The organism is Sphingomonas sp. BLCC-B65 (assembly GCF_028550675.1).
Taxonomy (GTDB): domain Bacteria; phylum Actinomycetota; class Actinomycetes; order Actinomycetales; family Microbacteriaceae; genus Microbacterium.
Window position 1 is genome coordinate 2199091 of sequence record NZ_JAQQGL010000001.1, and the last position, 13100, is coordinate 2212190.

At 68.2% G+C, this 13100-nt stretch carries 11 protein-coding genes; 10 read left to right on the forward strand and 1 reads right to left on the reverse strand.

The annotated features are described in order from the left end of the window. Window positions 1-63 precede the first annotated feature (63 nt). The gene (locus PP359_RS10425; RefSeq protein WP_347417884.1) at window positions 64-984 is read right to left on the reverse strand and encodes a PRD domain-containing protein; all 921 of its coding nucleotides are present in this window, start codon (window positions 982-984) and stop codon (window positions 64-66) included. 179 nt (window positions 985-1163) lie between these two features. Between PP359_RS10425 and PP359_RS10430 the strand changes: the two genes are divergently transcribed. The 10 genes from PP359_RS10430 to PP359_RS10475 all read left to right on the forward strand — a co-directional run bounded on the left by PP359_RS10430 (window position 1164) and on the right by PP359_RS10475 (window position 13098). Beyond that, a complete protein-coding gene (locus PP359_RS10430; protein WP_295776711.1) occupies window positions 1164-2750 on the forward strand; it encodes a peptide ABC transporter substrate-binding protein in 1587 nt (528 codons plus the stop codon). An 82-nt stretch (window positions 2751-2832) separates the two neighbouring features. Continuing rightward, window positions 2833-4191: a M14 family zinc carboxypeptidase gene (locus PP359_RS10435; RefSeq protein WP_112931958.1), complete on the forward strand. Its 1359-nt coding sequence runs from the start codon at window positions 2833-2835 to the stop codon at window positions 4189-4191. Beyond that, window positions 4188-5120 (forward strand): ABC transporter permease, encoded by a 933-nt coding sequence (locus PP359_RS10440; RefSeq protein ID WP_499250519.1) that lies wholly within the window; start codon window positions 4188-4190, stop codon window positions 5118-5120. Before PP359_RS10435 ends, PP359_RS10440 begins: the two co-directional genes overlap by 4 nt. Continuing rightward, window positions 5113-6003, forward strand: coding sequence for an ABC transporter permease (locus PP359_RS10445; RefSeq protein ID WP_036321581.1), 891 nt, complete (start codon window positions 5113-5115; stop codon window positions 6001-6003). The genes PP359_RS10440 and PP359_RS10445 overlap by 8 nt, the downstream gene beginning before the upstream one ends. After that, the gene (locus PP359_RS10450; RefSeq protein ID WP_499250520.1) at window positions 6000-7445 is read left to right on the forward strand and encodes a serine hydrolase domain-containing protein; all 1446 of its coding nucleotides are present in this window, start codon (window positions 6000-6002) and stop codon (window positions 7443-7445) included. The genes PP359_RS10445 and PP359_RS10450 overlap by 4 nt, the downstream gene beginning before the upstream one ends. Beyond that, complete coding sequence (locus PP359_RS10455) at window positions 7442-7957, forward strand: GbsR/MarR family transcriptional regulator (RefSeq protein ID WP_051039667.1); 516 nt, start codon at window positions 7442-7444, stop codon at window positions 7955-7957. The genes PP359_RS10450 and PP359_RS10455 overlap by 4 nt, the downstream gene beginning before the upstream one ends. After that, window positions 7954-9564, forward strand: coding sequence for a dipeptide ABC transporter ATP-binding protein (locus tag PP359_RS10460; protein WP_208656990.1), 1611 nt, complete (start codon window positions 7954-7956; stop codon window positions 9562-9564). Before PP359_RS10455 ends, PP359_RS10460 begins: the two co-directional genes overlap by 4 nt. Window positions 9565-9658: 94 nt before the next feature. After that, window positions 9659-10759, forward strand: coding sequence for a LacI family DNA-binding transcriptional regulator (locus tag PP359_RS10465; protein WP_135948893.1), 1101 nt, complete (start codon window positions 9659-9661; stop codon window positions 10757-10759). A 37-nt stretch (window positions 10760-10796) separates the two neighbouring features. Continuing rightward, a complete protein-coding gene (locus tag PP359_RS10470) occupies window positions 10797-12092 on the forward strand; it encodes a sugar ABC transporter substrate-binding protein (RefSeq protein WP_112931954.1) in 1296 nt (431 codons plus the stop codon). A 64-nt stretch (window positions 12093-12156) separates the two neighbouring features. Beyond that, window positions 12157-13098, forward strand: coding sequence for a carbohydrate ABC transporter permease (locus PP359_RS10475; protein WP_112931953.1), 942 nt, complete (start codon window positions 12157-12159; stop codon window positions 13096-13098). The last annotated feature ends 2 nt before the right edge of the window (window positions 13099-13100 follow it).

Sequence of the window (13100 nt, forward strand, 5' to 3'; positions counted from 1 at the left end):
GCCGAAGCAATCGGTGAGTCCAGGTTTCGCCCGCTTGCGCGGTAACGATCCAGGGATCTGCGATCAAGTTACCACAGGGTCGGGATCTGCGCCAGGGGCGACCTGAGCGCGCAGGCGTTCGACGTGGACGATGAGATACAGCAACTCCTCGTCGGTGAGATCCGACCCGGTCGCGCCGTGCACGTAGGCCTTCACATGCTCGGCGATCTCGTACGAGCGCGGGTAGCTGTGCTTGGCGAACTCGAAGAACGACGTATCGCCGCTGGCCAGCATCGTGCGGCTCACGAGACGCTGCAGCAGGAACTGCACATGCAGGATGAAACGCGCGTAGTCGGGACCGTCGACGTCCAGGCGCACACCGAGCGACTGCTCGACGACCTCCACGACGTGCTGCACCCGGCGAAACAGCAGCGCGGCCGTGCCGTTCGGCTCGTCGCGAGTGGCATTGAGCAGATGCATCGTGAGGAACACGGCTTCTTCGGCGGGCAGTTCGCGCTCGAGGCTCGTGGCGATGGAGGTGGCCATGTGCTCGGCAGCCCCGAACTCGTGCGGGTGGAGCACGCGCAGCTCGGGCATGGATGCCGTCGTGATCCGCATGCCCTTGTCGAGACGCTCGATCACGTAGGCGACGTGGTCGATCACGGCAATGGTGAACCGTCGCCCGAGATCGCGTCCGAGCCGGCGCTCGGCCTCATCCACAGCGCGCGTGGCCGCCTCGACGATCGGGTACGGCACGTCGGTCAGCAGGCGCCGTTCGCGCTCGCCGTCGGCGCCGTTGTCGAGGATGAACGTCTTCTCGACCTTGGCCGGATCGAGGACGTCATCGGGCTTGAGCCCGAACGCGAGGCCGCGTCCCATGAGAACCCGCTCGCGCCCCGACTCGTCGATGGCGATCACGACGTTGTTGTTGAGCACCTTGTGCACCGGGACGGCGTGCGTCGGGTGGGTGCGCCGAGCGGATGCCGCGGCGTCGGGGGTGCTCATGCTGAGAAGTCTAGAAGCCGCCCGAGGGAGGACTCCGTCGATTTCGTCGTTGTAAAGGTTTCATTACATACTGAAAGTTCGAAAGATTTAACCCCTACTGTGTGGGTATCTCGCCGGTCCTGCTCCTCGCCGGTGAGGCGCAGCACCTCACCCGTCCCGCAACCCGCAATGAGGAAACCATGAAGAAGAGGCTCTTGGCTGCAGCGGCCACGGTGGTCGCCGCCGCCCTCGCCCTGTCCGCGTGCAGCGCGACATCGTCCGATTCCGGCGCTGATCAGAAGAAGGAGATCCGCGTCGCCTCCACCGATCCGCAGTTGATCATTCCCGGACGTCAATCCGTGGCGTACGACGTGAACATGGCGGTCTGGTCCCCGCTGGCGTTCCTGAACTCCGACGGATCACTCGACTACGTCCAGGCGCAGTCGATCGAGTCGCCGGACGCGACGACCTGGACCGTGAAGCTCCGTGACGGCTGGACCTTCCAGGACGGCACGCCGGTCACCGCGCAGAGCTACGTGGACTCGTGGAATGCGGTCGCGTACGGCCCGAACGCCTTCGAGAACTCGGGCCAGCTGGCCAACATCGTCGGCTACGCCGACCTCAACCCGAAGTCCGGGACGCCGGCCACCGACAAGATGTCGGGCCTGAAGGTCGTCGACACCGATACCTTCACCGTCACGCTGATCGGGCCCGACAGCCAGTTCCCCCTCCAGGTGACGCAGGCGCAGACCGCGATGTATCCGATGCCCGCATCCGCGTTCACGGACTTCACGGCCTACAACAAGCATCCCGTCGGCAACGGCCCGTTCCAGTTCGCGCAGGACTACGTCGAGAACGAGCCGATCGTGCTCGACACCTACTCGGGTTATAAGGGCGACAAGCCGACCATCGATCGCATCACCTTCGTCCCCTACACCGACAGCGAGACGGCGTACACCGATGTCCTCGCCGGCAACCTGGATGTGGCCGGGGTGCCGGCGTCCAAGCTCACGCAGGCCTCGACGGACTTCGGACAGCGTCTCTACTCGTTCGCTGCGCCCGGCATCTCCTTCCTCGGTCTGCCGCTGTGGAACGCCGCCTATCAGGACGAGCGCGTACGCCAGGCCATCTCGATGGCGATCGACCGGCAGGCGATCATCGACGTGATCTACGGCGGCACCTATGACCCCGCGACGGCGTGGACGCCCGCGATCGAGCCCGGCACGCCGACCGGCATCTGCGGTCAGTACTGCACGTTCGATCCCACGGCGGCCAAGGCGCTGCTCGCGCAGGCCGGCGGCTTCAGCGGCCCCATGGAGATCTACTACCCGGGAGGCAGCGGTCTCGACCCGCTGTACCAGGCGATCGCGAACCAGCTGCGACAGAACCTCGGCATCGATGCGACCGCGAAGCCCAGCGCTGACTGGGCGGAGTTCCTGCAGAACCGCAACGACCAGAACATCACCGGTCCCTTCTTCTCGCGCTGGGGCGCCCTGTACCCCAGCCAGCAGGCGACGCTGCGCGTGTTCTTCATCAAGGGCGGCGGCTGCAACAACTGCATCCCGTGGTACAGCGACGAGGTGGCCTCCGCGATGACGGCGGCCGACGGCGACCTGTCGACGGACGGATCCGCGTACGCCTCGGTGCAGCAGATCATCCAGAAGAACTTCCCTGCAGTGCCGCTGTTCTTCGAGAAGTACTCGTACGTCACCTCTCCGCGAGTCGCCGAACTCGTGACATCTCCGGTAGGCAACCCCACCTACCGATCGATCGTCCTCTCGAAGTGACGATCGGGGTGCGGAGCGTCCACCCCCCGCCGGACGCTCCGCACCCGCCCCTGACCCCGCCGACCGTGCAGGAGAGCACGTCATGCCCTTCCCCTCCCTCGCCGACCTCGCCACGAGCGGTGTGCCGGCCGATGGCTTTCCCACCGTCGACGAGCTGCGCGACGACCTGATGGAGCTCAGTCGCGCTCACCCCGATCGCATCACGGCATCCGTCATCGGACGATCCCGGCTCGGCGATCCGATCCACCTCTTCACGATCGTCGGCGGGGAGCGCAGCGTGGTGGTGGCAGCGGGCGTGCATCCGAACGAACCGATCGGCTTTCGCACTGTCCAGCACCTGGCACGCGTGCTGATCGCCGACCCCGATACGTTCGGATTCGACGCGACCTGGCACCTCGTTCCCTGCATCGACCCCGACGGCACCCGGCTGAACGAAGGATGGTTCGCGGCGCCGCTGCGTCGCGACGACTACTATCGCGGCTTCTACCGCCCGGCCCCCGACGAGCAGGTCGAGTGGTCGTTTCCGTTCTCGTACCGCGGGTTCGGCTTCGACGCGCCGATCCCGGAGACGTCGGCACTGATGGAGCTGTTCGATCGCGTGCGTCCGGACGTCTTCGTCGGACTGCACAATGGCGAGTTCGGCGGCGTGTACTTCTACACGAACGAGGCCGACGCCGTGCTCGCCCGTGAACTCAGCGCCATCCCGGCGCGTTTCGGGCTTCCCCTCGACGTCGGCGAGCCCGAGATCGCCGGGCTCGACCTGCTCGCCGATGCGGTGTTCCGAGCTCCGCTCACCCGCGAGCAGATTGACCGGCGCATCGCTCTCGGACTCGCCGAACCGCGCGCCGGTGGCGCGGGCACCGCGGATTACCTGGAGAGATTCGGTACGACGACGATGATCGCCGAACTGCCGTACTGGTGTCATCCGGATGCCGCCGACACGACCGACACCGGCACCTCATACCGAGCGGTGCTCACCGCGAAGGCCGCCGCGCTGGAGGAGTTGCACGACGTGATGACCGGCATCCTGGACGGCGTGCGCGGCGACATGACGATCGACTCGCCGTTCCGCCGCGCGAGCGAGGCGTTCGCTCCGGGGATGGGCAGCGTCGCCGCGGCCGAGCGGGTGCGCATCGCCAGCCCCGAGACCGACCGGCCGGCCACGGTGGCCGAGGTGTTCGGCAACGCGGAGGTGGTGCGCACCTTCCGGCTGCGCTTCGGCGGCATCCTGCGGCGAGCGCTGGCTGCAGAGGTGCACGCTGGCACGGCGTCGCCGTCGGTACGCGCGGCCCTCACCGCCCTCACGGCGCGCTGGGAGGACTGGCTTGCGGCCGACCCGCACGCGCAGCTCGCCCCCGCGCCGCTGAACGCCCTCGTCGGCGTGCAGCTGGCCGCTCTCTTCGCCACCGTGCGCCGACGCGTCGCCGAGGACGCCGAGTGATCGCCGCGCGCCGCGTCGGTGGGCGCCTGCTCGAGTTCCTGATCGTCGTCGTGGGGGTGACCTTCATCATCTACGCGACCGTCTGGGCGCTGCCGGGCGATCCGATCGCGGCGCTGGGGGGAGACCGGCCGCTGCCGGCCAACGTCGTGGCGCAGCTTCGCGAGCAGTTCCACCTAGACGAGCCCCTCTGGCAGCAGTACCTCCGCTACCTCGGCGGACTGTTCACCGGGAACCTCGGCACGACCTTCAGCGGCGTGCCGGTCGCCGACCGCATGGCGTCGCGGTGGCCCGTGACGATCACGCTCGCCGTCACCGCTTGGGTGATCGAGGTCGTCCTCGGTGTCGCGTTGGGGCTGATCTCGGGCCTGCGCCGCGACGGCGCCATCGACCGCACGGTGCTGTTCGGCACCATCCTCGCCACCTCGGTCCCCGTCTTCGTGGTCGCCGTCAGCGCGCAGCTCGTCTTCGGTCTGCAGCTGGGCTGGTTTCCCATCGCGGGAACGGATGCCGGGTGGCCGGTGTCGTACCTGCTCCCGGCTTTCGTCATCGCCCTGTTCGGCCTGGCCTCCATCACCCGTCTGATGCGCGGCAGTGTCGTCGACTCGATGGAGTCTGACTTCGTCCGGACCCTGCGCGCGAAAGGCATGCCGCGCCGCCGCATTGTCGGCCTCCACGTCATGCGCAACTCCGTGGCGCCGGTGCTCACCTTCGTGGCGATCGACCTCGGGTTCCTCCTCGGCGGCGCCGTCGTCGTGGAGGGCATCTTCAACCTGCCCGGCATCGGACAGCTGCTCTTCGGAGCCATCCGCACGCACGAAGGGCCGACGATCGTCGGGGTCGGGACGACGCTGATCCTGATCTTCCTGGTGCTGAACGTGCTCGTCGATCTGCTCAACTCGCTGCTGGACCCCCGGAGTCGTCATGACTGAGACCGCTGTCGTCGCCCTCGAGCACATCACCGTCAGCAGAGGTGTCTGGGCGAGTCTGCGCCGGCGCGTCCTGTTCTGGCTGAGCGTCGTGATCCTCGCCGCACTCGCCGTGATCTCGCTTCTTCCGGCATCCATCGGTGGGCTGTTCGGCCAGCCCGACCCGCGCGCCTGCAACCTGCGTGACAGTGCCAAGCCGCCGAGCTCCGCGCACGTGTTCGGCACCGACCTGCAGGGGTGCGACGTCTACGCGAACGTCATCCACGGTACGCGGACATCGCTGTTCATCGGCCTCACCGCCACGGTGATCGCGCTTCTGGTCGCCGTGGTCGTCGGCACTCTGGCGGCGTACTACGGGGGCATCGCCGACACGATCATCTCCCGGCTGACCGACGTGTTCCTCGGTTTCCCGTTCATCCTCGGGGCCATCATCGTCCTCAACAGCGTGGGAGAGCGCACCCCTGTGATCGTGGCCGTCGTGCTGGCCGCGTTCAGCTGGCCGACCCTCGCCCGGCTCGTCCGCACGTCCGTGCGCACCGTTCGTCGCATGGACTACGTCAGCGCGGCGCGCGCGATGGGCATCTCTCACGCACGGACCCTCTTCACCCACGTCGTGCCGAACGCGCTCGGCCCGGTGCTCGCGATCACCTCGACGATGGTCGGCAGCATCATCGTCGCCGAGTCGACGCTGACCTTCCTCGGGGTGGGTCTGCGGGCCCCGTCGATCTCGTGGGGACTGCAGATGGCGAACGCCCAGTCGTACTTCGGCACCTCACCGCACATGCTCTTCTTCCCCGCCCTCTTCCTCAGCGTGACGGTGTTCGCGCTCATCACCCTCGGCGACATCCTCCGCGATGCGCTCGACCCGAAAGGACGTCGTCTGTGACCGTCACCGCCTCCGCCCCCGAGGACGCCGCCGCACCGCGCGCGAGCGCGCGACGCCGCGCCGTCGAGGATGCCGCACGGTACGCCGCCCGCTGGTTCGCCTTCGCCGGGGCGCAGCGGCAGGTTCCCGGCATCCAAGCGGCGATCCGTCTGGACGGCGAGCTCGTGCTCGACTTCGCGTGGGGAGTCGCCGACGCCGCGACCGGTGCTGCGCTGACCGGAGAGCACCTGTTCCGCATCGCGTCCCATTCGAAGACCTTCACGGCCACCGCCGTGCTGCAGCTGGCCGACCGCGGCGACCTCCGTCTGGATGACACGATCGCCGGCTGGATTCCCGAGCTCGTCGACACCGAGCTGGCGTCCGTCACGGTGCGGGAGCTGCTCGCTCACCAGGGCGGCGTGGTGCGCGACGGACGCGATGCCGACTACTGGCAGCGCGGGGGGCCCTTCCCCGATCGAGCGCGACTCGTGGAGATCTGCCGCGCGGAGGGACGCGTGTTCGCCCGCAACGAGTTCTTCAAGTACTCCAACATCGCCTACGGGCTGCTCGGTCTTGTGGTCGAGGCGGCATCCGGCGTCGATTACGACGAGTTCACCCGTGCGCACATCTGCGCTCCGCTCGGGCTCGAGCGGTCGGGTTCGGAATGGCAGGCCGCCCGCGAAGCGGAGTATGCCGCGGGTCACACCGCCCGTCTCGCAGACGGCGAGCGTCGCGTCATCGGTCACGTCGACACGCGGGCGCTCGCCGCGGCGACGGGATGGTTCTCCACCGCCGCCGAGACGACGGCCTACCTCAGCGCCCACCGCCTCGGTGACGAACGTCTCGTCTCCGACGACGCCAAGCGGCAGGCTCAGCACCCGCACTCGCGCATCGACATCGGCGGCGCGTTGCGCGACTACGGGCTGGGATTCGAACTGCACACCCTCGGCGGGCGGCGCCTGGTCGGCCACAGTGGCGGGTATCCCGGACACATCACGCGCACCTGGCTCGACCCGGACGAGGGTGTCTCCGTCAGCGTGTTCACGAATGCCATCGACGGACCCGCGGATCTTCTCGCCACCGGAGCGATGGCGCTGATCCACCTCGCGCTCAGCCACGCCGACGACGAAGAGCGGGCGGAGCTGCCGGAGGAACGGTTCGCGAGCCTCTGGAGCGTGCTGGACATCGCGCACCTCGGCGGTGCGACGTTTGCGCTGCACCCCGTCGCCGACGACCCGGCGCGCGGCGCCGAACGCGTCGAGATCGCCGCCGACGGGACGCTCCGCCAGTCCCGGCGTGACGGCTTCGGCGCCACCGGCGAACCCGTCGAGGTGGCGCGAGCGGCCGACGGTGCGGTGGAATCGATCTCGTGGAGCGGCATGACCATGTGGCCTCATGCCGTGTTCACTGAGGCCATGGCGCTTCCCGATCCGGGGGCAGTGTTGGAGAGGATGTCGCTGTGAGCGAGGAGATCGACCGACCATCGGAGCCGTTGAGCGAGGAGGCGCGTACTTTCGTCGAGGACTTCGCCTTTTCCTGGGGCGCCGCCGGCAACCCCCGGATGGACGGGCGGGTGCTCGGCCTGCTGCTGATCGTCGACCGGCCGTTCCTGTCGTCCGCTCAGATCGCCGACCTGCTCGGGGCGAGCGCCGGCGCGGTGTCCATGTCCACGCGGGCCCTCGTGAGCCTCGGCTTCTTGAAGCCGCACTCGCTGCCCGGTGACCGCAACCGGTATTTCCGGGTGGAGGAAGACGTCTGGGGCAGCTTCCTGGCCGGTGAGCGCGATTATGCGCGCCGGGTGACATCGACGATCGAGTACGGTCTCGACATCCTGCCGGACGACGCCGCCGGCCCCCGCACCCGGTTGCAGAACGCGCGACGGTACATGATCTGGCTCATGGGCTATCACCGCAAGATGCTCGCCGACTGGCAGGCGTATCGTGACGCCGACATCGACGAGGACGTCGCGCCGTGACGCCGCTGCTCGATGTCCGCGATCTCACCGTCGACTTCGTCGTCGGCGGCGAGACGACCACAGCGGTGCGCGGTGTCTCCTTCGCCGTCGACCGCGGCGAGGTGCTCGCCCTCGTCGGCGAGTCCGGTTCGGGCAAGAGCGTCAGCGCGCTCTCGCTCGTGGGTCTGCTGCCGCGCAACGCCGTCGTCCGCGGCGAGGCGCTGCTCGACGGTGAGGATCTGTTCGCGATGACGCGCGCCCGACGCGAGGCGGTGCGGGGAACGCGCATCGGTGTCGTCTTCCAGGACCCCGGCAGCGCCCTGGACCCGGTCTTCTCCGTCGGGGCGCAGATCGAAGAGATGCTGATCGTGCACCGTCCGGACATGACCCGCGCAGAGCGTCGCGCCCGGGTGATCGAGCTGCTCGAGATGGTCGAGATCGCCGAACCGCACAAGCGCGTCTCCAGCTATCCGCACCAGCTGTCCGGGGGGCAGGCCCAGCGCGTCATGATCGCGATCGCGTTGGCGTGCGATCCCGAAGTGCTCATCGCGGACGAGCCCACGACGGCACTGGATGTCACCGTCCAGCGCGAGGTGCTCGACGTGCTCCGCCGCCTGCGGGAGCGCGTGGGCACCGCGATCATCATGATCACCCACGACATGGGTGTGGTGGCGGACATCGCCGATCGCGTCGTCGTGCTCCACGACGGCATGGTCGAGGAGGCCGCGGCGGTGCGCGAGCTGTTCTCCGCGCCGAATGCCGACTACACGCGCCGGCTGCTTGCGGCTGTGCCGCGTCTGGGAGCGCCCGAACGTCCGGACCCAGCCGGCAGCGCGATCGTCCTCGATGTCGACCGACTTTCGGTCGTCTACGGACGGGGGCGCCACGCCGTGCACGCGGTGGACGACGTGTCACTCCAGGTACGGGAGGGTGAGATCGTCGCTCTCGCGGGCGAGTCGGGGTCGGGAAAGTCCACTATCGGGCGCTGCGCTCTCGGACTCACTCCCATCTCCTCCGGCACGGTGCGTATCGCCGACGTCGACCTCCGCGCTGCGCGCGGCCGCCGCGCCGTGGAGGTCAAGCGCCAGGTCGGCGTCGTCTTCCAGAACTCCACGGCGGCCCTGGATCCGCGGCGCACCATCGGCGAGGCCGTCGCCGAGCCCCTCCGCGTACACGCGGGTCTTCGCGGCGGTGCCCTCGAGGCGCGGGTCGGCGGGCTTCTGGATGCCGTGGGTCTACCGGCCGCGTGGCGCCGCAGGTACCCGCACGAACTGTCGGGAGGTCAGCGTCAGCGCGTCGCGATCGCGCGATCGATCGCGCTTCGCCCGCGTCTGCTGATCGCCGACGAACCGACCAGCGCGCTCGACGTCTCGGTACAGGCCACGGTGCTGGAGCTGCTGCGCGATCTGCAGCGCGACCTCCGGTTCGCCTGCCTGTTCATCAGTCATGACCTCGCGGTCGTCGACGAGCTGTGCGATCGCATCGTCGTCCTGCAGCACGGGTGCGTCGTCGAAGAGGGTCCGCGCACCCGTGTGCTGCGCGAGCCGCGGCATCCGTACACGCGGGCGCTGATCGCGGCGGCGCCGGTGCCCGATCCTGTCGCACAGGCCGAACGCCGCAGCGCCTGACAACCCTATTTCCTCCCGACGCTTGACGTGCGCGCCGCGGTAGGTCAATAATCGCTCCAGACGATAAATCGATTTATCACGAGGAAGTGATGACATGGCTCGGGTGCGCATCTCCGATGTGGCGGCGGCGGCCGGAGTGTCGGTCACGACGGTGTCCCTCGTGCTCAACGATGTCGAGTCGCGTATCTCGCAGGAGACGCGCGACCGCGTCCGCGCAGCGGCGACCGCGGTCGGATACGAGCCCAGTGCACTCGCGCGCGGGCTTCGCCGGCAGCGCACGAAGACGGTGGGTTTGATCTCCGACCAGATTGCGACGACACCCTTCGCGGGGCGCATGCTCGCCGGCGCTCAGGACGTCGCCCGGGCCAACGAGCACCTCGTCTTCCTCGTCGACACCGGTTCGGACACGGAGGTCGAGGAGGCCGCCATCCGTGCGCTCACCGCGCAGCAGGTGGACGCGCTGATCTACGCCGCGATGTGGCATCGGGTCGTCTCGGCCGACGTCAGTCTGCCCGCGGGTACCGTGCTGCTCGACTGCCGGCCGGCGGACGGCATCGTCGGCTTTCCCAGCGTCGTCCCCGACGATCGCGAGGGCGGGGCGGCGGCGACGCGGGAACTCGTCGCCGCCGGTCACACGCGCATCGCCTACATCGACACGGCCGAGGACGCCACCCGGCCTCTCGCCGCCGACCTCCGTCTTCAGGGCTACCGCGCGGTGCTCGCCGAGGCCGGCATCGCGATCGACGACCGGCTGCACGTGCACGGGGAGACCTCGCACCGCGGCGGTCGCGAGGCCGCCGACCGTCTTCTCGATCTGCCCGAGCATCATCGCCCCACGGCGATCTTCTGCTTCAACGACCGCATGGCGACCGGTGCGTACACCGCGATCCACGCGCGCGGACTGCAGATTCCGGGAGACATCTCGATCATCGGCTACGACGACCAGCAATTCATCGCCGCCGAACAAGACCCTCCTTTGACCACGATCGCCCTGCCCCATTACGAGATGGGCCGCTGGGCGATGGAGGTTGCACTCGGCATCCGTGAGGGGGGAGTGGATGCCGTCCACCAGATGGAGTGTCCCGTCATTCGACGAGACTCCGTGGGTCCGCCGCCGGCGCACGTCGCCAAACAGAACCGGCGACGGACCTCACAACACACCGAGCGGTCGCTTTCGGCGACCCCCGACCGGTGACCGGCGCGCGCGTCGGTCACGAGACAAGGAAATCACAATGAAGCGCACATCCGTGTCGTTCCTCGCTGCGGCGGGGCTCGTCGGTGTGTTGGCGCTGACCGGCTGTGGACAAGCCGGCACGGGCGACAGCACGACCGCGGACGGTCGTACCAAGCTGACGATGTGGACCCATTCGGCCGGAAACCCCGCCGAATTGGCGGTTTATCAGCAGATCATCTCGGACTTCAACGCGTCGCAGGACAAGTACGAAGTGGTCGAGGAGTCCTTCCCCCAGGGCGCGTACAACGACGCCGTCGTCGCGGCCGCGGCATCCGGGGACCTTCCCTGCCTGCTCGACCTCGACGGGCCGATCATGCCCAACTGGGCGTGGGCCGGCTACCTGCAGCCGCTGGGCATCGACACGAAGATCACCGATGCGCTGCTGCCGACCGCCGTCGGAAAGTGGGACGGGCAGATCTACTCCGCCGGCTACTGGGATGCCGCGCTGTCGATCTTCGCCCGGAAGTCGGTGCTGGAGAAGAACGGCATCCGCATCCCGACCGTCGACAAGCCGTGGACGAAGGACGAATTCGGCGCGGTCCTGGCGACGTTGAAGGCCGCCGGCTACGACACCCCGATCGACATCGGCGCCGAGGACAAGGGCGAGTGGTGGCCCTACGCGTACTCGCCGTTCCTGCAGAGCTTCGGCGGCGATCTCATCGACCGCTCCACCATGCTCACCGCCGACGGCGCGCTCAACGGCAGCGACGCGGTGGCGTGGGGTACGTGGTTCCAGAACCTGTTCAAGGACGGCTACGCCAACGCGAACGGCACGGTCGGCAACCAGGAGTTCGTCGACAACAAGGTGGCTCTCAGCTACACGGGCGTGTGGAACGCGCTCGCGTCGGTCGACGCCGTCGGCGACGACCTCGCGATCCTGCCTCCGCCGGACCTCGGCACCGGCCCGAAGATCGGCGGCGGATCCTGGCAGTGGGCCATCTCCAAGGGATGCAACGACGCCGACGGCGCGCGCAAGTACCTCGAGTTCAGCTTCCAGGACAAGTACATCACCCAGTTCGCCGACCAGCAGATCGTCATTCCCGCGACCGACTCCGCCGCGCAGGCGTCGAAGTACTTCAACGACAAGGGCGTCCTGCGTCCGTTCGTCGAGCTCTCGCAGAAGTTCGCCGTTCTGCGCCCGGAGACGCCGGCCTATGCCGTCATCTCGACCACGTTCGAGACTGCGGCGAAAGACATCATGAACGGCGCCGACGTCAAGAGCTCGCTCGACCAGGCCGTCAGCGAGATCGACGCCAACATCTCGTCCAACGACGGGTACGGCTTCAAGAAGTGAGCCTGAGCGGGTGGGGCGCTCACACGTCCCACCCGCTCCGCTCGACGACCTCGAAAGAGTCACCATGACTGTCACCCCTGCCACGGCCGTGGCTGAGAAGCCGCGGCGCGCCCTGAGCCGCTTCCGCTCCATCCGCGGACGCGAGACGTGGGCCGGCCTGGCGATGATCGCCCCGGCCGGCATCCTCCTCGTCCTGTTCCTCGTCATCCCCGTGCTGCTTGCGTTCGGGCTCTCGTTCACGAACGCACGCCTCATCTCGCCGAACCCGCCGCGCTTCGTCGGCCTGGACAACTTCGCTCGTGCCTTCGGCGCCGACCCGATGTTCCTGCAGTCGGCCTGGAACACCTTCCTGTTCGCGCTCGTCGTGGTGCCGGTGCAGGCCGGTCTCGGCCTGCTGCTGGCGGTGCTGGTCAACCGCCGGATGCGGGGGGTCACCGCGTTCCGCGTGATCTTCTTCATCCCCGTCGTGACCTCGATCGTCGTCGTGTCGATCCTCTGGAAGTTCATGTACCAGAAGGACGGGCTCATCAACTCGTTCATCGACACGCTCACCTTCGGCGCATGGCAGAGCGTGGACTGGCTGAACAATCCGGCGACCGCACTGCCCGCGATCATCGTGCTGTCGATCTGGCAGGCGGTCGGCTTCCACATGATCATCTGGCTCTCGGGGCTGCAGACGATTCCCGAGGAGCTCTACGAGGCCGCGAAGATGGACGGCGCGAGCCCCTGGCGCCAGTTCACAAGCGTCACCTGGCCGGGCCTGCGTCCCACCATGGTGTTCGTCCTCGTCACGATCACGATCGCCGCGCTCGGACTGTTCGTGCAGGTGGACGTCATGACGCAGGGCGGGCCGACCGGCTCGACCTCGACGATCGTCTACCACGCCGTGCGCAAGGGCTACCAGCAGCAGGAGATCGGATACGCCGCGGCGATCTCGCTGATCTTCTTCGTCGCGGTACTGATCATCGCGCTCATCCAGCGCCGGCTCACGCGAGACAAGGACTGAGT